At 44.0% G+C, this 23,525-nt stretch carries 22 protein-coding genes; 15 read left to right on the top strand and 7 right to left on the bottom strand.

From position 1 onward, the window contains the following. The first annotated feature begins 204 nt into the window (after positions 1–204). Complete coding sequence (locus AC27HD_RS00770) at positions 205–861, top strand: dUTP diphosphatase (RefSeq protein ID WP_032096615.1); 657 nt, start codon at positions 205–207, stop codon at positions 859–861. A 137-nt stretch (positions 862–998) separates the two neighbouring features. Here AC27HD_RS00770 and AC27HD_RS00765 read toward each other — a convergent pair whose 3' ends face one another. From AC27HD_RS00765 to AC27HD_RS00740, 6 genes are all read right to left on the bottom strand, one after another. Further along, positions 999–2,678, bottom strand: coding sequence for an AMP-binding protein (locus tag AC27HD_RS00765; protein ID WP_032096616.1), 1,680 nt, complete (start codon positions 2,676–2,678; stop codon positions 999–1,001). 219 nt (positions 2,679–2,897) lie between these two features. Continuing rightward, positions 2,898–7,070 carry an EAL domain-containing protein gene (locus tag AC27HD_RS00760; protein WP_487103158.1) on the bottom strand — a complete coding sequence of 1,391 codons (4,173 nt, stop codon included), beginning with the start codon at positions 7,068–7,070 and terminating at the stop codon, positions 2,898–2,900. 165 nt (positions 7,071–7,235) lie between these two features. Further along, complete coding sequence (locus tag AC27HD_RS00755) at positions 7,236–8,543, bottom strand: ribonuclease J (RefSeq protein ID WP_487103876.1); 1,308 nt, start codon at positions 8,541–8,543, stop codon at positions 7,236–7,238. 185 nt (positions 8,544–8,728) lie between these two features. Beyond that, positions 8,729–9,079, bottom strand: coding sequence for a DUF2750 domain-containing protein (locus tag AC27HD_RS00750; protein WP_487103156.1), 351 nt, complete (start codon positions 9,077–9,079; stop codon positions 8,729–8,731). Positions 9,080–9,093: 14 nt separating this feature from the next. Further along, positions 9,094–9,930 (bottom strand): LysR family transcriptional regulator, encoded by an 837-nt coding sequence (locus tag AC27HD_RS00745; RefSeq protein ID WP_487103154.1) that lies wholly within the window; start codon positions 9,928–9,930, stop codon positions 9,094–9,096. Positions 9,931–10,056: 126 nt separating this feature from the next. Beyond that, the gene (locus AC27HD_RS00740) at positions 10,057–10,227 is read right to left on the bottom strand and encodes a hypothetical protein (protein ID WP_200883172.1); all 171 of its coding nucleotides are present in this window, start codon (positions 10,225–10,227) and stop codon (positions 10,057–10,059) included. 399 nt (positions 10,228–10,626) lie between these two features. On the opposite strand from AC27HD_RS00740, the gene AC27HD_RS00735 reads away from it, so the two are divergent. Together AC27HD_RS00735 and AC27HD_RS00730 are read left to right on the top strand one after the other, a co-directional pair. Next, positions 10,627–10,980: a MaoP family protein gene (locus AC27HD_RS00735; protein WP_269520285.1), complete on the top strand. Its 354-nt coding sequence runs from the start codon at positions 10,627–10,629 to the stop codon at positions 10,978–10,980. A gap of 207 nt (positions 10,981–11,187) precedes the next feature. Beyond that, positions 11,188–11,931, top strand: a complete 744-nt coding sequence (locus AC27HD_RS00730; protein WP_487103152.1) for a PRC-barrel domain-containing protein — start codon at positions 11,188–11,190, stop codon at positions 11,929–11,931. A gap of 76 nt (positions 11,932–12,007) precedes the next feature. Here the strand turns inward: AC27HD_RS00730 and AC27HD_RS00725 are convergent, their stop codons facing one another. Beyond that, positions 12,008–12,319, bottom strand: coding sequence for an ArsR/SmtB family transcription factor (locus tag AC27HD_RS00725; protein WP_032096621.1), 312 nt, complete (start codon positions 12,317–12,319; stop codon positions 12,008–12,010). 174 nt (positions 12,320–12,493) lie between these two features. Here AC27HD_RS00725 and AC27HD_RS00720 point away from each other — a divergent pair, with 174 nt between their 5' ends. From AC27HD_RS00720 to AC27HD_RS00665, 12 genes are all read left to right on the top strand, one after another. Next, positions 12,494–12,844, top strand: a complete 351-nt coding sequence (locus AC27HD_RS00720; protein WP_032096622.1) for a rhodanese-like domain-containing protein — start codon at positions 12,494–12,496, stop codon at positions 12,842–12,844. A gap of 54 nt (positions 12,845–12,898) precedes the next feature. Further along, positions 12,899–13,831 carry a LysR family transcriptional regulator gene (locus AC27HD_RS00715; protein WP_032096623.1) on the top strand — a complete coding sequence of 311 codons (933 nt, stop codon included), beginning with the start codon at positions 12,899–12,901 and terminating at the stop codon, positions 13,829–13,831. A gap of 668 nt (positions 13,832–14,499) precedes the next feature. Further along, positions 14,500–15,834: a sigma-54-dependent transcriptional regulator gene (locus AC27HD_RS00710; protein ID WP_032096624.1), complete on the top strand. Its 1,335-nt coding sequence runs from the start codon at positions 14,500–14,502 to the stop codon at positions 15,832–15,834. A 13-nt stretch (positions 15,835–15,847) separates the two neighbouring features. Beyond that, positions 15,848–16,084 carry a hypothetical protein gene (locus AC27HD_RS00705; protein WP_032096625.1) on the top strand — a complete coding sequence of 79 codons (237 nt, stop codon included), beginning with the start codon at positions 15,848–15,850 and terminating at the stop codon, positions 16,082–16,084. Further along, positions 16,077–17,591: a sensor histidine kinase gene (locus AC27HD_RS00700; RefSeq protein WP_487103148.1), complete on the top strand. Its 1,515-nt coding sequence runs from the start codon at positions 16,077–16,079 to the stop codon at positions 17,589–17,591. Before AC27HD_RS00705 ends, AC27HD_RS00700 begins: the two co-directional genes overlap by 8 nt. Then, entirely contained in the window at positions 17,581–18,033 is a 453-nt protein-coding gene (locus AC27HD_RS00695; protein WP_032096627.1) for a response regulator, read from the top strand. Before AC27HD_RS00700 ends, AC27HD_RS00695 begins: the two co-directional genes overlap by 11 nt. Before the next feature lie 11 nt (positions 18,034–18,044). Continuing rightward, a complete protein-coding gene (locus tag AC27HD_RS00690) occupies positions 18,045–20,195 on the top strand; it encodes a response regulator (RefSeq protein ID WP_032096628.1) in 2,151 nt (716 codons plus the stop codon). Between the two features lie 318 nt (positions 20,196–20,513). Continuing rightward, positions 20,514–20,831, top strand: a complete 318-nt coding sequence (locus tag AC27HD_RS00685; protein ID WP_032096629.1) for a hypothetical protein — start codon at positions 20,514–20,516, stop codon at positions 20,829–20,831. Between the two features lie 2 nt (positions 20,832–20,833). Next, positions 20,834–21,403 (top strand): hypothetical protein, encoded by a 570-nt coding sequence (locus tag AC27HD_RS00680; RefSeq protein WP_032096630.1) that lies wholly within the window; start codon positions 20,834–20,836, stop codon positions 21,401–21,403. 150 nt (positions 21,404–21,553) lie between these two features. Then, the gene (locus tag AC27HD_RS00675) at positions 21,554–21,796 is read left to right on the top strand and encodes a hypothetical protein (protein WP_239060083.1); all 243 of its coding nucleotides are present in this window, start codon (positions 21,554–21,556) and stop codon (positions 21,794–21,796) included. 24 nt (positions 21,797–21,820) lie between these two features. Further along, a complete protein-coding gene (locus tag AC27HD_RS00670; protein WP_487103145.1) occupies positions 21,821–22,429 on the top strand; it encodes a CC0125/CC1285 family lipoprotein in 609 nt (202 codons plus the stop codon). A 230-nt stretch (positions 22,430–22,659) separates the two neighbouring features. Then, complete coding sequence (locus AC27HD_RS00665; RefSeq protein ID WP_487103143.1) at positions 22,660–23,304, top strand: phosphoribosyl-AMP cyclohydrolase; 645 nt, start codon at positions 22,660–22,662, stop codon at positions 23,302–23,304. Positions 23,305–23,525 lie beyond the last annotated feature (221 nt).

Genomic DNA, 23,525 nt, shown 5'->3' with positions numbered 1-23,525 from the left:
TACAAACCTATTCCATCAACCTAAGACTTTAGACTAATCTTGGTGCAGCCGCACCAATGTGTAACACGCTTCCCTTCTCTTAAACTTCGCAAACTCCAAGCAGCAGCATCATGCTTCATTCAAATAATTATTTAACCGTACGCGGGCTTCCAGTACACTTTGCGGCATCGCATACAGATTAAAATTAGGTTATCAGGAGCCACAATGTTAAATGCACAGCAGCTAGCAACAATGCTTTCGCTTCAAGACAAGATGAATGCAAAAGTGAACCCAGACTGGCTAAATGCGGGTTATGGTTACCTGCGCGCCGCCATGGTTGAGTCGGTTGAAGCCATAGAGCATCACGGCTGGAAATGGTGGAAAGCACAACACAAAGACTTACCACAGCTGCAGATGGAACTTGTAGACATTTGGCACTTCGCATTAAGTGCGTGCATTATCGATGCTAATGGTGACGTTGACGCTTCTGCAAAAAGTATTGCAGCAGAACTCGCGAGTGGTCAAACAGTAGTAGCCTTCGACAATCAAAACTACGATGCAACCCAACAGTCTTTGCTTGATAACCTAGAACTAATGACGGGTTTGTGTGCAGCGAAGCGCTTTAGTGTTCCTTTGTTTATGCATATTGTTGAACAATGTGACATGTCAGTTGACGAGTTATACCGTCAGTACGTTGGCAAGAATGTACTTAACTTTTTCCGTCAGGATAACGGCTACAAAGAAGGGACATATGTTAAACAATGGAGCGGTCGTGAAGACAATGAACACCTTGTTGAAGTAATGAATGCATTAGACTTGTCGAAGCCAGAATTCAGTGACTTGGTTTACCAAGGGCTGCAAGCGCGCTATCAGAGCAAGTAATGAGTAAATAACTCGTAACCAACAAAAAAGGCGCCTTTTAAATGGCGCCTCTTTATTGTTTTTTGGAACTGTTACTAACAACTCTTTGTTAACGAGCAATATCAACTAGGTTGATAAAACACACCAACATAGGCTACTTAGGCATCAACCCACACAAGCTTTTTGGTATAATCACCTTGAATAACATCAACGAATCGCTCTTCTAATACGTGTCGCTTCACTTTTAAGGTAGGCGTAAGCAAATCGTTTTCAATACTCCACTCATTACTCATTATAACCACCCTATCCATCACCTGGTGACTCTCAAGCTTCGCGTTTATCGCCTCGAAGGTTTTCTTGAGACTAGCCTCTACCACCGACTTGTCTTTTTTCTGCGCACCTTCACTAAGCACAAGCAGCGCTACAGGCTGAGGCAAGTTTGTTCCCGTTACACAAACCTGCTCCACAATGGGGTTTTCCATGAACTTGGCTTCAATTGGCGCTGGAGTAACGTACTTACCCTTCGCGGTTTTGAAGATATCTTTTAGTCGGCCAGTTATTTTAACGTAACCGTCGCTATCAATTACCCCCTTGTCACCGGTACACAAATAGCCGTCTTCGGTGAATACCTCAGCGGTTTTGTCTGGCTCTAGGTAGTACTCAATCATATTACACGGTGATAGCACCTGTATTTCGCCCTCTTCAGAGGTGCGAATGTCCACACCGTCGTAAGGCTTGCCGATACAGCCTATTTTATCGTGCCTAAAGGGTACACTGCCGGTTCCATAGGCGCTGTTTTCAGTCATTCCCCACCCTTCGGAAATGTTGATACCAATTTTAGCGAACCACTCAATAACGGCAGGTGCTAGCGGTGCTGAGCCGCTTGCCCATAGTCTCGCATTGTTTATACCCAAACCGTTACGTATTTTCTTCGCCACTATCTTGTTCAAGATAGGGATCTTCAACAAGGTGTCTAATTTTTTCTGAGGCATTTTGGCCAGTACGCCCATTTGGAACTTCGTCCACAAACGAGGGACAGAGATAAATAGCGTAGGCTGACAATGGGTTACATCGCGCTGGAACGTGGCTAAATCTTCAACAAAATGAATTTTTCCACCACTGTAATAACTCGACAACTCCACGAGAACACGCTCAGTAATGTGGGCGAGTGGTAGATAGCTTAAGGTGCGATCGTTCTCGTCAATACCAAGTTGGTCCAACGAACGTCTGGCCGCCCAGCATGCGGTGTTGTAGCTATGTACAACCCCTTTGGGCTGCCCTGTGCTGCCCGAGGTATAAATGATGGTCATCACATCGTCCATATCGTGGACGGGCGACGTTCTCAGTGGTTCACAGTCAATAAACTCATCCCACTGCTGTGAAGCCGTAATATTCGGATAAGGAAAAGCGACCGTTTTATAGGATGTTGGAATAGACGCTACTTGTTGCTCGGTATTGTCTAGCTTGCCCACAAATAAAAGCTGAACATCGGCGTGCTGCAATACGTACTGAACTGTGTCTGGGCCCGCGGTTGAGAAAATAGGCACGGACACATGTCCCGCCATCATAATACCTAAATCGGTAATGAACCACTCGGCACAATTTTTAGAAAAAATTCCAATGCGGCTTCCCGAGGGTAGCGACATTTCACAAAGGCGGGTTGCCACTTTTCTCGCGAGATTGGCAACTTGGCTCCACGTATAATCGTGGTACTCACCTTTGATGGGCTGAGTAAGAAACACCTCGTCTCCACGGGACTTTTCCCAGTGGTACAACATGCTTAATGGCGATTTAATTACTTCCGTGCTGTTTGCGTTTGCTGTCATATCTAGCGGCATAGGTCACTCATTTGTTGTTATAATGTAGCTCATTTTTACAATGATTTCACAGTAGTATAATAAGCCTTATTTTTAATTGAATGACAAGCTTTTTAAACAGGCGTTTACATTGTACCCTACGTAGAACGGGTGATACAGACCACAATTTAGTTTTTTTATAGTAGCGTCTATGATTTTATTATGAGGCGGCTGGCATAAAAAATACGCTTAATCAGCGCACTACCCCCAATTTTTGGTGAGAACTGACGCTATTTCATTTGCTGCCGCGGGCTTAGCGTAGTGATAACCTTGATGAAGTACGCACCCTTTATCAAGAAGTGCGACCGCTTGTTCATGGGTTTCTACCCCCTCTGCCACGCAGCTCATGTTCAAGCTATTTGCCAGCGATATAGTGGTTGCAACCAGTGCCTCGTTGGCGTTGCCGGGCGCCATTTCATTAACAAAGCTTTTATCAATTTTAAGCACCGACAACGGGTAGCGCTTCAAGTAGCTTAGCGATGAATAGCCGGTACCAAAATCATCAAGGGCTAAAATAAACCCTGCGTCGACAAATCGTTGAATTTGGTGCAATGCATTATCCGTGTCGTCCATCAATACCCCTTCCGTTATCTCAAAACGGAAGGCTTCTTTTGGCAAGCCAAATTGCTCTAGTAAACTAAAGACGCTGTGCAAATCAAACTCAGTTTTAAAGTGCAGCGCTGAAAGGTTAATAGACACAAAGCCTGTAAAGCCATCCTCATACCAGGTCGATAGGTCTTCAGCCGCGCGATACATGGCTTTGCGAGTAACTTCGATGATGTATCTCAGTTCCTCTAGGATGGGAATAAACTGATCAGGGTACAAAGGCTGATTGTCTAGCCTGCCGCGAAGGAGTAATTCAACACCCACAGTTTGCTTTGTTTGAGCATTGATAATGGGCTGATAGTGATTAAAGAAACTGCCCTCTGAATACGCTCGCTTAACTTTGTTTTCAAGGGTTAAGCGGGTTTTCGCCTTTTCATTCATATCATTTGTAAAATAGGCAAACCCATTAAGCGTGTCTTTTTTAGCGGTGTACATGGCAACATCGGCTTGCTTAATAAGCTCGGCAGGCTCTGGCGCATCATCTGGGTAAAATGCAACGCCTATACTGCAGGATACTCTTAACACTTCGCTAGACAATGATATAGGTGTTTCTACCGCCTCTATGACTTGTCCGACAAACGAACTTAAATCATCGTTAGCCTCAACTTCTTCGATAACAATAACAAACTCGTCCCCTCCCAAGCGGGCCACAGTGCCCGTATCGGCCACTAAATTGCGCATTCTATTCGCGACAATGCGAAGCAGTTTGTCGCCGTAGTCGTGGCCCAGTGAATCGTTAATACCTTTAAATCTATCAAGGTCAACAAACATCACCGAAACTCGATGACCGTGGTGTCTGGCAAGCGCAATGGCATGCTCTAAACGATCGAGTAGCAGTGTCCGGTTAACCAAGCCCGTAAGGCTGTCGTAGGTGGCAATCTTGAGTAATTTGCGCTCAGCCTGTTTTTGCTCAGAAATATCTGAAATTACAATAAGGTAGTGCTCAGGGATGTGCCCATTACCACTAATCGCTGTGATATCGATAAGTACGTCGTAGCGTTTTCCATCGGCACCATCAATTACCCCCTCGTCTTTCCAAAAATCACCTCCCTGCATGTCGGTCAACCTGTCGGAAAGCTGTCTACTAAGGCCAGGGTAGCGCAAGTAGAGTCGCTCTAGCTGCTTTGGCAACGGCTCTTTTTGATTAAAGCCGAATACATGCTCAAAGGCTGGGTTTGCTGCCACTAGCTTTTTGTGTTCGTCAAAAATAATGACCCAATCGCGGGTTTGTTTGAACGCGTCGCTAAATAACGATACCTGCTGCTGTGCTTTTCTTAGCCGGGTCAACGACTTATGTCGAGAATAAAGATAGGTAATAAGCAAGCAAAGCAATAATGCACCGTAAACGGCGTACGCTAAAGGTGAGCGATATGGCGCATAGGGCACAAACAGTGATATTTGCGCCGCTCGATAGCTCGATTCGAAACTGCCAGGTGTGGGAACCACAGAAAACGTGTATTTCCCAGGCTCTAAGTTCGCAAAGGTTATTTTCGCATCTTCTGTGACCCCTTCGGAAACAAGTTTATTCCCATCGAGTAGCTTATAATAATACTTGGTCTCGCCAATACCTGATGTAGTGAGTGAAGAAAAATAAACAGTCAGGCCAAAGTCGTCGTGGGCGAGGTCGAAATGCTGACCATTTAGATTTTTCAGCCCTTGAGGAAGTGTCCGTTTTCCAACTGAGACTCCAGTAATGGCGGTCTGTTTTCCCACCAATGTCTGGCCCTCATCAGAGACGTCTAGCTGCTCCGGTGAAAAGACAACCACACCGCTGGTAGAGCCATAAGCTAACCGGCCGTCACTGAGGATAATAGAAGCACCTTGGTTAAACTCCGATACCGAAAGTTCACGGCCATAAATGAAATTCTGAACCGCACTTGCCCGAGGATCATAGCGATGTAACCCCTGGTGTGAACTAAACCAGATATTCCCCGCACTGTCTTTTTGCAGGCCATAAACAATGTTGGTCACCAGAAGGTTTGACTCATCCAGCGTGTATAAAGGTTCAAACGTATCGGCGTCTAACCCAACTAGCCCTCTACCGTTATGCGCCAACCACAGTACGCCCGTATCATCTATCACCCAAGAACTCACTGATTGATTGCTCAGTCGCTCGCCCTCAGCAAAACGGTACACAAGGCGATGATCATACGTTGTGAGGTCAAGTAACCATACGCCCCCTTCTGTACTAAAAAACATAGCGTTGTGATACTTAGATTCACCAAGAAAGGATGTGTCGAATTTTACGTCGAAAATACTTGGATCGAGTGGCAGCGGCGTTAACGTTTCTGATGTAAAATCATAGGTGTAGAACTCGGTAGGCCCGGTAAAAAACATAACGCCATTTGAGGTTATTGCAGGGTTCGAATCCCACGCATTGAATACACTGGCATCTCCTCCCCCTTTTACTGATGGCACCGAAATGCTGCCAGTTTCCGGGTCAAACACCCGAATACCCTCATACTTTTCAAGAACCAACTTATTATCTGGAGTCCTTATGATTCGGTCGACGGAATTGGTTCCTAACAGTGAGTCTTCAACCTCCTCTCTCAAAAAGTGCGACGAGGATTTCGTGGCAAAGTCGTACCGACTCATCCCGTTAGCGGTTCCTATCCACAATTGACCGGGAGATGTCTCAGCAAAAGACCACACCACGTTATCGCTCAACCTATCTACACCGGATCTTCGTTCGTTTTGAATAGTGTAAATATCTGAGCTTTGTATTCCAAAGTGCAGCGCACCGGCGAAAACGGTGCTCAGCCAAAGATTACCTCTTTCTGTCTTCGCAATGGCCGAAACCTTTTTGTCCGACAGCTCGGAACGACCGTTATTTGGCTGAAGTATGTGTTCGTAAACCCACTTGCCTTGTGTTCTTTTAAGTTCAAACAGTCCTTTGTTCGTTCCCATCCAAAACGCATCGGCTTCAGACTGAACCATTGTCCATACATTGCGACCTGTGAGTACCTTCTCAAAGCGGCTCTGCTTGTTGTCTAGCACCTGCGCAATAAAACTGTCCTGCTCTGAATTAAATACCCCGTTTACCGTGGTGATCCAAATTCGGTCACTTTCATCCTGCATCAAGAATTTTGCGTTTTGATTATCTTCATCTGGCTCGATGCCGTCTAGGTAATCAAGGGGCTGCAGCAATGTTGATTCGTCAAGGGTATTACGGGTAAAAACACCTAAGGTGGTTGCTACAATCAGTATGTCTTCAACCATCATTGCGTATCGAATGGAATGAGAATCGTCTAACATCTTATCGGTTAGCGATGCTAGCACTTCTATTTCACCGGTTGATACATTCAGTCGCTGTACTTTTTCAGATAAGGCAAGGATGAGGTGTGAATCATCTTGCCAAAAGAAAGACTCGGCATGCTGATTATATTCACTGTAATACTTGTAAGGTGTTGCGGGGAGTTGTGATATGGCCTGCGTTTCTAGGTCCACACGATATATGCCGCGCCCATAAACGCTCACAAATAAGGCTTTGTCTTCTTGAACAGTCAACTTCCAAATGGAGCTGTTTGAAAATAGACTGTCGCTATTATCGATAATAGTCGTTTGAACACCATCCCAGCGCACCACACCGCCGTCAGTAGCTATCCAAACAAAACCCTCTTTATCGATAACGATGTCATTGACAACATCTTGAGGTAGCCCATTTTTAGTCGACAGTGGTTGGAAGACCGGGTTTTGGATCCGAGGCTCTGCGAAAGACAAAAAGCTGACAAGCAATAAACAAAATGTGGCGAAAATGTGTCGATGCATACCCAGTGTCATTGAAGTAAGTAAATTCCCACACGCAGTGTATCAGAATGATTGATGGATGGGCAGCCTATATAACCAACACGTTATACTCCTTGTTATGAAATTAAGTACTTGATTAATCAAACACTTGCAAAACCAGCCAACGCAATTTTGCGAAGCCGCGCTCTATTCTTGCTGTACTGGCACTCGACCAACAGGAATGACATTTCGTCGAATACTTGGCTGAGGCGCTAAACGGTATAAATCGCCGTTCTCGCCCACATAGGTTTTCATGATACCTACAGACTTCGCCACCTCAGCATGCGCCATTAAATGACTGTGTTCACCGTGTACCGGAATAGCTATTTTTGGCTGCACCCAGTTGTACATAAGTTTCAGCTCTTCTGCACAAGGGTGTCCACTTGCGTGAATGGGCAGGGTGCTATCCTCACTGTGAATTGTCCCAATGCCCTTCCCTTTAAACGCAGTATTTAAACGAGCAACGGTCTCTTCATTGCCTGGAATAACGATACTCGAAAATATAACGGTATCGCCCTTCTCAAGCTGAAGATGAGGATGAGTGTCATGAGCAAAGCGAGCGAGTGCAGCATTTTTTTCACCTTGGCTTCCCGTTGCAACCACAAGTACTTCTTTAGGCGGCAAATACCCTAAGTGATGTGCGTCGGCAATAGGCAAATCATCAGGCCAAATCCCCTGTTGGCGGGCGATACCATACATATTCAATAATGAGCGCCCGTAAAGGCCCATATACCGACCGGTTTTTTTTGCAATCTTTGCCAGAGTAATAAGCCGAGCAATATTACTTGCAAAGCAGCCTACTACCACGCGACCTTTAAGCGGCAATATAGTGCTTAACAACCCGTCGTAGCAATTGCGCTCGGAAATGGAGAAACCAGGCTTATTTGCATTGGTGGAGTCGCCCACGAGGGCAAGAATATCTTCATTCGCTAGTTGCTTGTAGAGCTTTGGCTCGAAGGGTCTACCGGTCACCGGCGATGCGTCTATTTTCCAATCTGCAGTATGTAATATTGCCCCCGCAGGGGTATCAATTTTTAATGCAAATGGCTCTGGTAAAGAATGAGTTATTTCTAGCCACTTAACAGAGAACACGCCAATGGTAACCGTATCGCCCGCCGATACTTCAATGATGGGTATCTTATTGGCAAGCTTGCTTCTAGATAGCTTTCTGCGCAGTACTTCGGCGGTAAACGACGTGGTGTAAATGGGCTTTTGAAAACGCTGCCAAAGATAAGGGATTGCGCCAACATGGTCCTCATGAGCATGGGTGATAACGATGCCAGCAAGCGCATCTTTTTGATTTGCAATAAAGGATGGGTCTGGTGCAACCACTCTGTGCGTTGTTTTTGACGCTCGCGCGTTTTGCTTATAGGGAGCGGTGAGAGGCTCGTCAAACGATACACCGCAATCTACCATTAGCCACTGTCCATTATGACCGTACAAATTTAGATTCATTCCTATTTCGCCCGTTCCTCCTAAAGGAGCAAACCATAAATCTTCAATGCCTGGCTCTAACAAGTGTTGTACCTCTACAATAATGCAAACAATAGGAAGTTGTGACAGTGACGTGCCGTGTTTGGCTTTGGCCTCATTGTGCGAGGCCATAACATGTAAACGATAAATCGAACGGGAGGATCACCCTACAAAGATTCAGCAAACTCCTGTGGAGATATCACTTCACCTTCTTCTGCCGGCACGGGGCACACAATAACCATTAAGTTGTCTTGGGTCATTCCAGGCACCCATTTTGTCAAAAAGTCATCAGTCGTCAGTTCCATCGCCTCACAATGGTCCCAGTCATCTGTAGCCCAAAGAAGGGCTAATTCAGCATCAGGCCATACCGGCACGCCGTCGTCTTCATCGGTGGTTAGCATGACGCAACCGTGCTCATCTTTAAGAATAAACAACTTCTGCTGTGATTTTATTTCGGCAATGCTTGCCTCTAAACGTTGAAACGCGTTTTTTTCTAACATTGGGTGTAATGATGACATATTTTTCTCGCTACTTAATTCGGGGCGATAGAAGAAACGCTGGTTATAATATCAGCCAATCCTATTCGTCTTATTTGTTTCATAGTGTGAAGGTAAACCTTCAATGAAATATCGTCGATGGGCTCAATTAACGTTAACGGTGCCCTATCTCTTAATTGTGACTCTACATTTACCGGTAATACCGCAATTCCACCTTCAGCGCATAAATTATTAAGCGCCAATGAAAGGGAGTTTGTGCGTAATTTTGCATCTCGCAGCTGCGGATAAGCGGTGAGCAACCAGTCTCTTGCCTTTGCGCCCCAGTCTATCGCCACAAATTCTTCAGCCTTTATCTGTGAAGAAGGCTCGCCAACTCGATATAGACCGAGTGGCTGCTCAAACAAAATTACACTGGTAACATCTTCTGATTTGAGAGGCTCTGTAGAAAAAGCGAGGTCGGTAACCCGCTCGTGAAGCTGTCGGGATAACGCATCTAGCGTGAGTATGTCTGCTTTTACAGAGAAGTCAGGAAAATGTTTGTGAAGGTGAGTGAGTGTTTGTGGTAAAAACAAGTCGCTTGCTAATTGCGTGGCGCCGCACACCGCATATTCAGAACTTTGCACCTGCAGCTCCTGCTTTGCGTCGTTTAACGTAGCGCAAAGCTGTCGAGCAAAAGGCAGCAGCTTTTCGCCCGACTGGGTAAGCTGAATGCTATTTCGCTGACGTATGAAGAGCGTAGTGTGAAAATATTCTTCTAAGAGTTTGATTCTGGCGCTTACTGCAGACTGAGTAAGGTAGAGGTTCTCGGCAGCTTTGCCAAAATGGCGTGTTTTAGTCACCTCTATAAAAGTGGTGAGAAAGCGAATATCCATGCTTGCAGTACAACCAGCGTAATGTAAAACCAAATTTGGCTAAATGATACGTTAATTGAGGCGAAAAGCACAGTATCGCGCTACCGAATGATAGCGCGATATTATCTTTTTAAGTGATGAAGGAGATCAGTGTTGTGTTTCGTCGTGCGAACGGCGCTGCTTGTTGCGTCGCAACATAGCGCGCTTTTGCATAGCCTTTACACTTTTCTCTCGTAAAGTATTGGGCTTCTTAGAATGAAACTCACCTTCGTCTGCCGCATTCCATTCATCACTTTGAAAACGATAGTCTTTGCTCATTAGTGTCTCTAGGTTGTAATCACCCTATGATTATTGCCGCGGAGATTTTAATTGGAAACGAAATTTTATTATCGTAGCGATAATAAATATTGCTTCTTAAAATGCCGGCTTAACGCCATGCCGAATTGTTCAACATTTTGCGTAGTGCCTAGCGTTAAAACCGATAAAAAAGCCAATAAGAAAATTAATTTAACATCTGAAATTCAGATACTTAAAAGCAATAAAGCCAATTTTTTCACACCTAGCTTTTGCAAAACTAAACTCACATTATCGGCAGTTTTTTAATTTTCACATAAGCATCACTTTTTTTTATTGATAAGAAAAAAATCTTTTGCTTTATCTCAGCAAAAACATGTTTTAAAAGTGCGCTGTGGAATTAACAACGTTGGAACTATTATCATGAGCACAGCGATTCGTCCTTCAAGCAAACCCTTTGTAGATCGTCGAAAGTTTCCTTATGGCTTTAAAAAATCGGGAGATTTTAGTATTTCCGAGGCAAATATTCTCACCACCTACGGCAGTACTCTGCTTGGCCTAGAAAGCGGTGACTTGAAACCTGAAACAGCAGACGAAAAGCATTTCGTTAAGTTTGTAAACGGTAAAGCTCAAGCATCCGGTAGTATCGAAAAAACGTGGGCGAAGTATGTTCAGCTAGCAAGAGGAAGAAAGCAGTTCTTTACATTGCATAGTAGTGCTAGTAATCAAGCGGATTATGATGAATCCTACTCTGACGACGAGTTCGATGTAGCCTAAACCTCAACATAACGTATTAAAAAAGCTCGCAAATTTGCGGGCTTTTTCGTTTGGGTAAAATGATCTCAATCAAGAAGTCAGCAGAACAAATTACAAACATGATGTTTTATAGATAGAAGTGACTACACTTATTATAGAGAAAATAATGCATGCTTAACGTAACGGCAGCCTATTTTTTCTTATCAGCCGAGCAAAGGAGGCGCAAAGATGATTATAAGTTCAAAACAACTCACCCAATATTCTATACATGCCACAGATGACAAGATTGGCGGCATAAAAGATATCCTCTTTGACGATGAAACCTATACAACACGCTACTTAGTAGCAGATACCAACACTTGGTTACCGTTGAGCAGAAAGGTAGTGATATCTCCGGTATCAGTATCTCAGGTTGATGTTGAAGAGGAAAGCGTACACGTAGACATGACCGTCGACACCCTTAAAAATAGCCCATCGATTGACGAACACAAGCCGGTTTCTCGAGAGTATGAGGAGCATTTGTTCAAGTATTTTGGCTATGGCTATTACTGGATTGGTCCCGGAGCATGGGGGGAATACGCACACCCTAACGAATTGGTGACTTCACCCACCGATGAAGAGGCAGAGAGCGCGCTTCCATCAAATTCAACTAATCATTTACGCGCATGCGGCGAAATTGATGGTTATGAAGTTGCGACTACCGACGATAAGGTAGGTCATATTAGTGATTTTCTAATCGATACGAAAACATGGCAATTGGTTATGCTAGTGGTGGATACCAACAACTGGCTGCCAGGCGGCAAACATTTGGCATTGTTACCTAGCGACATTAAAGAAATTGACTGGGCGGCACACCATGTTGCGGTAAACTTAAGTCATGACGATTTAATACAACGTCCCGAAGTGGATAATGACAAGTTAGGTGATGGGCATTACATTGCTGCACTTATCGCGCAAATTACTGAGACTTAAAACGAGCGTAAAAAACTGCGTCCGCTTATTAGTGGACGCAGCGTGGGCGTGCAGTAAAAATCAACACGCCCTTGCTCTATTCACAGAAAAATTCATACATAAGCGCAATTAAGCGCTTCACTCTTTCATCAGACAAACGATAGAAAATAGTTTGACCTTCCCTTCTCGTCGCCACCATATTGGACTCGCGCAACAACGCTAAGTGCTGCGATATAACAGGCTGTGAAACGCTTACAACTTGCAACAATTCAGACACAGACTTCTCTTGCTTAAGGAGAGAACAAAGGATCATGAGCCTAGTCTTGTTCGCAAATTGCTTTAGAAAAAACTCTGCTTCGGCAGAATGTTCCATCATCTCGCTTGGGCTTAACACAACTTCTTCAGACATAAGGGCTTCCTAATGACATTAACTTTAACCACGAATCTACCGCTTTATTATACTAAAGTATAAGTTTTTCTGACAAAACAGTTAAAATAGACGCTAAAATAGCGATATTATCTTGTCTCAGAGAAATCATAACTATAAATTAGTTTATACTTATATTAATTTTTGGAAAGTAAAATGCTGATTGATGTAAAAACACGTTTAGAAAATATTGATGTAGATATTCGAATTGTCTCGGCAAAAGAGGCCGCAGACGAAATGAAAACTAACCAAGGGCTATTAGTTGATGTTAGAGAGCCAGCGGAAGTGGCAGAAAACCATGTAGACGCCTCACTTCATATTCCACGAGGCATATTGGAAATGAAAATGCTAGAGCTTGAAAAGGATGCAGCAAAACCCATCTACCTGCATTGCGCATCAGGGGCACGAGCTAAGCTTTCTGCTGAACAACTCATAAAAATGGGCTACGAAAATATATCTGTTATTACCTGTTCGTTAGCAACCATCAAACAAGTTCACCGCACATAAATGCAAAGAACTGTATATACTCGAGTTTATTGTTTATATAAGAACGGTTGAAGTATGCTGAAGTCAACGTTAGAGCAGTGGAGAATGTTTAAAGCCGTGGTGGATGCTGGCGGCTTTAATCAAGCGTCTTTGGTGGTACATAAAAGCCAATCCAGTGTCCATCATGCTGTTCAAAAGCTAGAAAATGCCATAGGCGTGGTGCTATTTGAGAACAGTGGTCGCAAGGTCAAACTCTCCCCCCAGGGAGAGGTAATGTACCGCAGAGCGACTTTTCTTCTCGATGAGGCTCAGAAACTAGAGTCCATTGCGCATAGCCTTCGCTCAGGCACCGAGACCACGTTGCGAGTAGCAGTAGACATCATTTTCCCCTCACACCTTCTTTATAATGTGCTTAATAAAGTTTCTGAGGAATTCCCTCTATTGCGCGTCGAGTTGGAAGAGACGGTGCTAAGCGGCAGTAATACCTTACTCTCAAGCGGGAATGTAGACATTGGCATTTCTCCTTTCTTATACCCCAGTGGTTTCAGTGAGGACCTTTGCGAAATAGAATTCGCGGCGGTGGCACATAAAGACCATCCCCTTCATCAACTCAACCGCACCCTAACCCTCGAAGATTTGAAATCTCACAGGCAAATTGTAGTTCGCGATTCATCAGCAGAACGCAAAGTAGACGCAGGTTGGCTTGGCGCTGAGCAGCGCTGGACCGTAAGCCATATAAGAACGTCGGTTGATATTATTGCTCAAGGGCTTGGGTTTGCATGGCTACCAATAGCTATTATAAAAAATGAGCTCGAAAGCGGATTGTTAAAGCCGTTACCACTTAATAATAATGCGGCGCTAAGAAAGGCACTGCTTTATTTATCTTTTGAAGATGGCGACGCACTAGGTCCAGCCGCAAGAGCCTTCATTGGCGAACTTCGCTATCAGACAATGCAGCTGCCCACCTCTGACTTTATGGATTGGGATTGTATTAAGGACGATACGTAACTAATACAAAGCGGGTAATATTTTCAAACCACCGAGTAATATTGTCACGCTATTGGTGAAAGTCACTTTTCTTAGCAGTTGTATTGCCCGTTTCAATAGGCATGCTTTGCTAGTAACGAGCTCACATATCGTCGATATTTAGCTAATGATTAGGCGATAAGTAAATAATAGCTAGCCATATAATGCGCAACACGCGCGACGAGTTGTGCCGTTTTGGTCTATCTAAAACGCGTTAGGACGTTCCACAAACGCCCTTGCCTATATGCTCTTCGCCCTATATTAGCCCTTTGTTGGTATGCTTGCGATTACACCACTCATAACCGCTCTTATACCTTTCTTGCTACCGCACCTAAAAAACAGATAAAAAAGGTCGCGAGTAAAACCACAGCAAAGGGAATGATTTTTGCAAAACTCCCTTTCAAAATAGTGCTTGTGGCATGACAAATAAAATTCGAGCCAAAACACCAACATGCCTTCGGGTAAAGGTTATAAGCTGACGGTAATACCGTTGCGTGTTTTATGTTCACATTCCAAGGCATTAAATAAAATTACAATGCAGAGGTCACTTCTTCCATACTTAATGGTAGACTTTTGTCTTAATGCGAAATTATATAATTGATATTGTTCCAGTTTTCATACCTATGGAATAGATAAAGAGGGAATCTCACGTGCTTACCGTATTACTTGTCGACGACGACGCCGAATTTACAGAAGTAGCTTGTACCATTATTGAGTTTTTGGGGCACGAAGTGCTCACGGCGGCTACGCTTCAAGAAGCAAGAAACTGGCTAGAAAAAGAAACATTCGACCATATCTTACTCGACTTCATGTTGCCAGACGGCAGCGGAGCCCACTTGTTCGACGAATTAGACGAATTAGAAAAGCGCCCTCGTGTGACACTCATTACCGGTCACCCATCAGTAAAAAGCGTTATTAAAGGACTGTGCGGACCAAATATTGACTATCTTGTTAAACCGATTCAACGAGAAGACATAGAAGCAGTATTAACGAAAAAATCAGAAAAGGCCGCACCGAAAAAAGCAAAAATTGAAAAGCACTTCGACCTTCTTATCGGTGAATCGCCGGCAATGAAAGATCTTTACAAGCTAATATCGCGAGTGAGTAAAACCAGTGCAAACGTCATGCTGCTAGGGGAAAGTGGTGTAGGTAAAGAAGTGGTCGCTGCGGCAATTCATAAAGCATCAGACAGTGAGGGCGCCTATGTGGCGACTAACTGTGGTGCGTTTTCTAAAGAGTTAATTGCCAGTGAGCTATTTGGCCACGAGAAAGGCGCTTTTACTGGCGCTGTGGGCCGCAAAGAAGGTGTATTTGAACAAGCAGAAAGCGGCACGCTGTTTTTAGATGAAATTACCGAAATGCCAATCGATATGCAGCCTAATTTACTGCGTGTTTTAGAAAATAAAGTGGTAATACGCGTTGGGGGTACCAAAACCATTCCCGTCAATTGTCGCGTTGTATCAGCCACTAACAGAACCATGGAAGAGATTGCGCAAAGCAAGGTGTTGCGAGAAGACATCTACTTCAGACTAGCCGTATTCCCCATTACCATTCCACCGCTTCGCGAAAGAAAAGAAGATATTGCTCTTCTTGCAAAAACCTTCATTGAAGAGTTTAACAAAGACAACAATGCCAAATTTAAATGGGACGACACCCAGCTTGACACTCTTCAGGCCTACGATTGGCCGGGCAACGTACGAGAGCTTCGCCACTTTGTTCACCGCGCGGCAATAATGAGCGATCCAGAAAGTAATGTATTGGAGCTGCCAAAAACTATTGAATCTCCGTTTGCACAAAAGCAAAGCACTACGCCCTCTTTGCAAGCAGGCCGAACTATTGAGGATGTAGAAAAAGAGCTTATCTACGCCACGCTTGAAAAAGTGAATGGCAATAAGACAATGGCAGCTGAAATGCTAGGCATCAGCACTAAAACGCTTTACAACCGACTGCATGCCTACGGCGATTTGACTAAAGACGAGCAGTAAAAGGCCAAATAGAATGACTGACGAAGAATTTTCGACCATGAGCGTTTTTGTACACGACGCTCGTAAACCGCTAAATCGCATTTCGATGCAGGCGGAGTTAGTGAAAATGGCGCTCAATGGCGATATCCCACCTCAGAAAGCTCTTGAGGCATTAGACAAGATAATTGCAAGCGCAAAAGATTGTAGCAATACGCTAGCTGAAATGACCTTAAAGATGGGTGAGTCTGCATCGGATGGGTCTGATGATTAACAAAATTCTGTCGTCCCTCTATAGCTGGATATTGATGGTAGTGTTGGTGATAGCGGTTATAACCGCGAATTCATTTTACGTTGTAGACACGTTAGACGACTTATCTGCACTTGAAGCAAAATTGTTCAGTACAAATCGTATTATTAGCGCCGTTAACAAGCTTCATGTTGCGTTACTTCGTGCAGAATCAGGGCAAAGAGGCTATTTACTCACCGGTGATGAAGCCTATTTGATGGAGTACACCGAAACGCTTAATACGTTTTCATCTGTCGCTGAAGAAGTGGAAGTCAGCGCGTTTGCCTCAGACACCCCCGAACAAAATGACCGAATAAGTGAATTGCTTGTTTTAACCAAACAAAAAATCAATAGCATGGTCGAGATTGTAGAGCTAGCTCGTTCAAACCAGCGCGCCCAGGCCACCGACCTTTTGCGTTCTGACCGCGGTTTACGTTTGTACAATCAATTCGAGCGTGTTTTTGAAGAAGTAGACAGTTCTGAGCGAGATATCCAAGGGACTCACTTGGCTAGCTTGATGAAACTGCGTCGCGACTCCGTCAATACGTTAATTATTTCTTCAGCCACTACCCTACTTCTTATTGTCACCATCTTTTTGCTGCTTAAGGTTAATGCCAGAGAAAACGAAAAACACCAGTCTGATCTTGAAGGGATTAACGAAGAATTAGAGGCCAAAATAGCAGCGCGCACTCAAGAGTTAAGTGTATATTCTGATGAACTTGCGAGAAGCAACAGGGAATTAGAAGACTTTGCTTTTGTCGCCTCGCATGACCTTCAAGAACCTTTAAGAAAAATCCGCGCTTTCGGCAATAGAATAGAGTCTGGCTATGGCGATGTGATTGATGAGCGAGGCAAAGACTTTCTCGCGAGAATGCTTAACGCTGCTGAGCGTATGTCTATGCTCATTTCAGATTTGCTTTCATTCTCTCGCGTTTCCACCCGCGGAAAGGATTTTGTAGACGTAGAGCTAAACACCATTTTTTCTGGTGTGTTGAGCGACCTTGAAATCGCAATTGAAGAAAAGTCTGCACAAGTCAACGTGGCAGACATGCCGGGTATTCGTGGTGATAAATCGCAGTTAGAGCAACTATTTCTGAACCTTATCTCTAATGCACTTAAATTTCAGCCAGCCGACGTGGCACCAGTTATAGACATAACCTGTAACGACCTTACCAGTGATGAGCAAAGCACATTACTGAAGTCTGATGAGTATCAATGGATCAAAATTACCGTTACTGACAATGGCATTGGCTTTGAGCAATCTTTTGCCGAAAAAATATTTGCCCCATTTCAGCGGTTGCACGGTAGAAGTGAATATAAGGGCACCGGGATTGGACTTGCGGTGTGCCGACGGATTGTAGAAAGACATAACGGAACCATAGCCGCCACCAGCGAACCCGGTAAAGGCGCTAAGTTCGATATAATATTACCTCTAGACAGCGAGCCTTTCGGCTCAGATAACGAAAATGGAGAGTCTTCGCATGATGCGTAAACAAGCCCAATCAATAAATATACTAATGGCCGATGATGACGAGGATGATCGTTTACTCACCGTTGATGCACTTAAAGAGTCTCGTGTTTTAAACACACTTTTTTGTGTTGAAGACGGCGTAGAGCTTCTTGAATTCTTGCGCCATGAAGGCAAGTACGCGGATGCCGAAAAGTATCCGCGCCCAAGTCTCATTTTGCTCGATTTGAATATGCCTCGTAAAGATGGCCGCGAAGCACTTCAAGAACTGAAGAACGACCCTAAACTGCGCAGTATTCCCGTGGTTATTTTAACCACCTCGAAAGAAGAGGAAGACATGTTGCGTGGCTACGACTTAGGTTGTGCCTCGTATATTACCAAGCCAGTGAATTTTGAGGGTTTGGTTGACCTAATGCGAGCACTTGGTCGCTATTGGATTGAATTCGTAGAACTACCACACGAGTAGCGGAGTACTAGATGACAGAGGTAATAAAAATTCTATTGATTGAGGATGATGAAGATGACTACTTCCTTACCTCTGACTATCTAGAACGGTGCGAATCTACACATTTCGAGTTGACGTGGGTGACCGACAGCGATGCTGCATTAGAAGCACTGAAAGAACGCTCTTTCGATTTGTGCTTGCTCGACTTTTTATTGGGCGCAGAAAATGCGCTCGATGTGTTAAGTATTTTAAAAGCAAATCAATTTAACGTACCCGTTGTTATATTAACGGGTCAATCTGACGCCATGGTTGATGAAATGGTGATGCGCGCAGGCGCCGCAGATTACTTACAAAAGTCCGAAATTGAATCACCCCGCTTTATGCGAACTATTCGCTATGCTCTCGTTCGAAGAGACATTGAAAACGAGCGGATAGAACGTAATAAAGTAGAGCAAAAAAACAAAGCAAAAGACAAATTTCTTGCCCATTTGGGTCATGAGTTAAGAACGCCACTTACCTCAATACTAGGCTACACAGAGCTATTGATTGATGACGCGAGAAATAGCCCGTTTCAGCAAGAGTTATCAATTATTCACTCTAATGGTAAACACCTCTTGAGCCTGCTTAACGACTTACTCGACATGTCCCGCATCATGGCAGACAAACTTGAGTTGAATGTAAAGCGAGTCAACCTAGCGTCATTTCTCACCGATATACATTCCTTGATGCAGTTGAATGCGAAAGACAAAGGGCTCAGTCTCAATGTGGTTGCTAAAACCAAGATGCCTGAGTTTATCCAAACAGACCCAACACGTCTTCGCCAAATATTGCTCAATTTAATTACCAATGCGGTGAAATTTACAGATAACGGCACCATTACACTTACCATTGAAATTGAAACCCCCGAGGCGGGCAACCTAGCGCTAGAAGAACAGTCTGTTCAGCCAGACACCGTGTTGCGATTTACCGTGGACGATACCGGTATTGGTATGGCGCCTGATAAGCTTGAAAATATCTTCCATCCCTTTGAACAAATTGAAGATGTGATGCGTGCCAATCATGGCGGTGCAGGCCTGGGGCTGGCAATTTGTAAAGAGTTGGTCTGCAAACTTGATGGTGATATTTCAGTGACCTCTCGCATGGGAGAAGGCAGCAGCTTTAGTTTTTATATTAACCCAGGGGATATAAGTACTCAGCCAATAGAAGAGCTTGCCTTAGGTCAACTTTCAATCGTTGAGCCAGCTAACTTAAATTTAAAGTTGACTGGAAAAGTGCTTATTGTAGACGACCTTAGAGAAATAAGGCGACTTACTGGTCACTTAGTCAGTCAATCAAAAGCCGATATTAGCTATGCGGAAAATGGTGTTAAGGCACTTGAAGCAGTGTTACACGCTGACGAGCAGAACGCCCCTTTCAACTTGGTACTCATGGACATCCATATGCCAGTAATGAATGGTATTGAAGCCCTTCATGCCATAAGGCGACATGGTAAAAATCTCCCTGTTATTGCAGTTACCGCGGCGAGTCGAAAAGGACTTAAAGAGTCGCTAATACGCGAAGGCTTTAACGATGTTATCGGCAAGCCTATTGATAGATTTGCACTGGCCAGCTTGCTGTCACTTTACTTACCTGCAGACAACCCTATTACGTTTTCCAATGTTGAAGCTCAAGTATCGAACATGCCGACCACAAAACCTTTTGCCCCTGAGTCGGCATTGTCACATCAGCGTGGCAGCAACTTAGATATTCCAGAACTATTGAAAGCGCGAACCTCTTCTGGTTCACAGCAAACTACAGAGCAGATAGCGGATGAGGTGACAGAGAAAGACACTGCAGGAAGTGGCAAAAAGAAGGTATTAGTTGTCGAGGATGACGAAGATGCCGCAGAGTTGTTGCAATTATTTCTAACACATCTTGGATGCGATGTTGTAAAAAGCCTGTGTGGAAATGATGCCTTGCAAGCAATGAGTGAACAGCAATTTGACCATGTTCTTATGGACTTAACATTGCCCGACTATGATGGTTACGAGCTAGCAAAAGAATTAAAAGCGCAGCAGCGTAACTGCATATTGACTATTGTTAGCGGGCATCAAGCAGATAAAGATATTATGTCAACAATTGGCATTGATAGCGCCTTGCTCAAGCCGGTGACGAAAGATGACTTAGAAAGTGTTATTGCTTGAGCCGCTAATTCATTATAACGACTAACCTACCTACAAAAGGCCTATCCACAAAAGGCTTAGCTATGGATTAGCTAAGCCTAGAACTACTTAGCCTAGAGCCACTCAGTCTCGACATGCTTATCTGCTAAACTCTTATCCGCGAAATTATTACAGGGTGTTCACAATACTGTGTGCATTCTTCCTGCCTCATAATATAGCCGCTTGCATCAAAAAAACTTTATGTTTGAAAATCAATAGATTACGAACCTCCTGCACAGTGGTACAGCCATTGCTTTACTAATAGGGAAAGATGCATTTAGTAAAATCAAGGAGAATACTATGGCTACACAAACAGCTAAAAATACATCGACAAAAGCAAATACTTCTAATGAGCAAGGTCATCCAGTTACGGATCAACTGAAAGAGTCGCTCCATCAGTCTGTAGACAAGCTTGCGGATAACGCGAGTGTTGCTGAAGAAAATATTCGTCGTACCGCTACGTCATCGGCTGAGAATATGTCAGAGCGTAAACGTCTCGCTGAACAAAAATGGCAGGCATCTTCTGTGCGTAACTATGCCGTTGAAAATCCAGTGGCAACAGCCGGGCTTGCGTTTGCAGCGGGCATGCTAGTTACTTCATTATTCCGTAAGAAGTAATAATGGCAACAATACCTGATTTTCATAGCGCTCATTTTACAATGAGCGCTGAAAATCCGTTTCGCCTGACTCCACCATCGGAGCAGGCGCTCTATTTCATTGGCGTAGACAATGCTGTGATAGCGGTTAACGCCGATGGCAGCGTTAGTACTGGATATCACGACGCCTCCCCAAAAGACAAAAAAAACCTAGACGAACAACAAGCACCCTACCCTGACCCATCCTATGAAGCGGTTATTGACGCACTTAAAAATGCGGCGAAACAGCGAACTAAACAGGGTGCGGCCTATTTAAGTTTGGTAAATAGCGAAATAATGCTCGTCAAAAAGTCGCTGTTTATTTCAGTTTTTGCAGCCCTTGCCGCCTTTGTTATTGGCATTGTGTGCTGGCTGCTCGTAAATGTAGCGATTGGCGGCGCGTTATACTCTTTGGGTATCAGTATTATTTTTATCGCTGCTATCTTGTTGTGTTTTAACCTTGGGCTCAGCGTGTTGTTTTATCGAATTGCGAAAAAATCGCTGTGTTTCGTTAGCTTTGAACGGCTAATCGCATTGTTTAAGCGCTCTCTTTAAGCACGCTTTTTAACGACAACATCTAACCCAGAATCTAACCCGATATCTAACGCAACACCTAACCTAACATCTAGCAAGAATTACGCTATAGTTTATAGGACATCCAAAATGGTAGACGCATTGTTAAATAAATTTTTGTTGAAGAAAAACATGACTGACATTGCACAAAAAGAACGGGATTTTTATGCGCAGCGTCATCATGCTCACCTTGCCGAAAAAACAGCAAAGCAACAATGCCGTTACTTAGTGGGCAAACCAGAAATATTGTTAGGTATTGTAGGGTTAGGTGCCTATAAAGGTATGTCCGATGCAAAACCAAAAGTGAAGAGCAACCGTAAAACTGCACTCATAACGATAGGCAGAACTGCTTTGCTATCGCTGTTTAAATTATAATTGTGTGACGAAAGGAAGTAGTAAATGCGCCGTAAGTTGGAAAAAAACGCTCTAAAAAGCAGCCACGTAAAATCGAGACCCACTCACCTACTCTTAGGCGTGGGCATTGCAGTCACCGCTTTACTAACAGGCTGCTCGTCAGTACCTGTTGCCACGCCAACGCCTTATAAATCGGCAAATTCTGAACAAAGTTACGGCTATTCAAGCGAAGAGCTGGGCAATGGTGAATACCGTATTTTATTTAAGGCATCGGATAGAACACCTGCTGACAAAGTGCAGCAGTACGCGCTGCGTCGAGCGGCAGAAATAGCAAAACAAAATAACTTCGACTACGTAGCAGTAACAAAGACCAACATCACTAAAAAACGTGTGCTTGCTCGCGAAGTTATCATGAGCAACGATGAGCCCGTGGTTTTTCCGTCAGATAAACAGTGCACCATGTCAGGCTGTTCAGATGTTGCGCAACCTTCTACTGTGCCAAATCCAAGTGATATTGAAAAAACGGCAATGAAAGACATATACTTTTCAATCGTCACCTCAATGTCGAATGACGAGCAGAGCTTAGGTGTAAACGCATTTTCGGTATCTGAACTTCTTGCAACGCCGCTTGATGAAGAAAACAAAGGTTACTAAGACGTAGCCTTAAAAAATACATTCGATGCATTGTTAATCAGATTTCAGCGCATCGGATGCCTCCCCTTCACTGAACGCGTTTAAGATTAACCCTGCGTTAATCAGTTTTTAATCCTCTGAAAAAGTACACGTCATTCGTTGTGTATATCCTTTAGCTATCGCATTGCAATGAGTTTGATATTGCACATGCTTCTAGCAAAATTATTGTTATTAAATTTAGGATGTATGCTATGAAAAATGTAAAAGCAACTCGCTCAAAAATTACCGCTGCTATCGCCTCAATCCTGTTAGCGTCTGCATGCAGTGCTGTAGCCGATACGCAACCTCCCAAAAGTGGCGCGCAAGCAAAGGCTTCGCTTACTGCAGAAGCACTAGACAACTCGTTACTGTATTCAAACACCTGCATTACGGAAAGAGAGGTCATTGCTGCGCAAAAAATGTGGGGGAACGGCATTGTCAGAATCGGCTCAGTGTTTACTAATAGCGGCAACTATTCTGATGAAGCTGCTGATTTTATCCAAGATATGTATGGGTACGATCTGAGTAGTGTACTGTTTAAACCAACCTTGGCAGCCGAAGATCAATTTCGCTCAAGTTTCGATGCCGCTCTTTCCTATTTTGTGGGCGGTAACGATGCGTACGAAGAAGATAAGGGCTTTGCAATAAAACCGTATACCAATGTGAAATTTGACAATGTAGGCATTATCAACAATAGCTGCAGAATGGCAGTTGCCATGGGCAATTACTTTTTCACAGATACCAATGGCGGCGAAACTAAAGTGGAGTATACCTTTGCCTATGTTAAAGACAGTGACGGAAACTTACGTATTGTTGCTCACCAATCGTCGTTACCTTACAACCCCACTGCCAGCTAGTCTGCCTAGACCGTTTCTCTACATGGGCTTTTCAAATGAGCCTTGTGAGTAGAGCTTGGCAGATACGGTATTGCGAATAGCGTTTGGCAAATACGGTATTGCGAATAGCGTGTTTTTAATAAAAATAGCCAGCAAAGCTCCTGAACAATAGAGACCAGAGCGCTTTAGCACTCTGGTCTTTTTAATAGTACGTGCTGAACTTTTTCAATAAATTTTGGGCT

Source organism: Alteromonas sp. 4NS20-0143, from assembly GCF_057542855.1.
The sequence above is the reverse complement of the archived record's forward strand: the minus strand, read 5'-3'. Positions and strand labels throughout refer to the sequence as shown.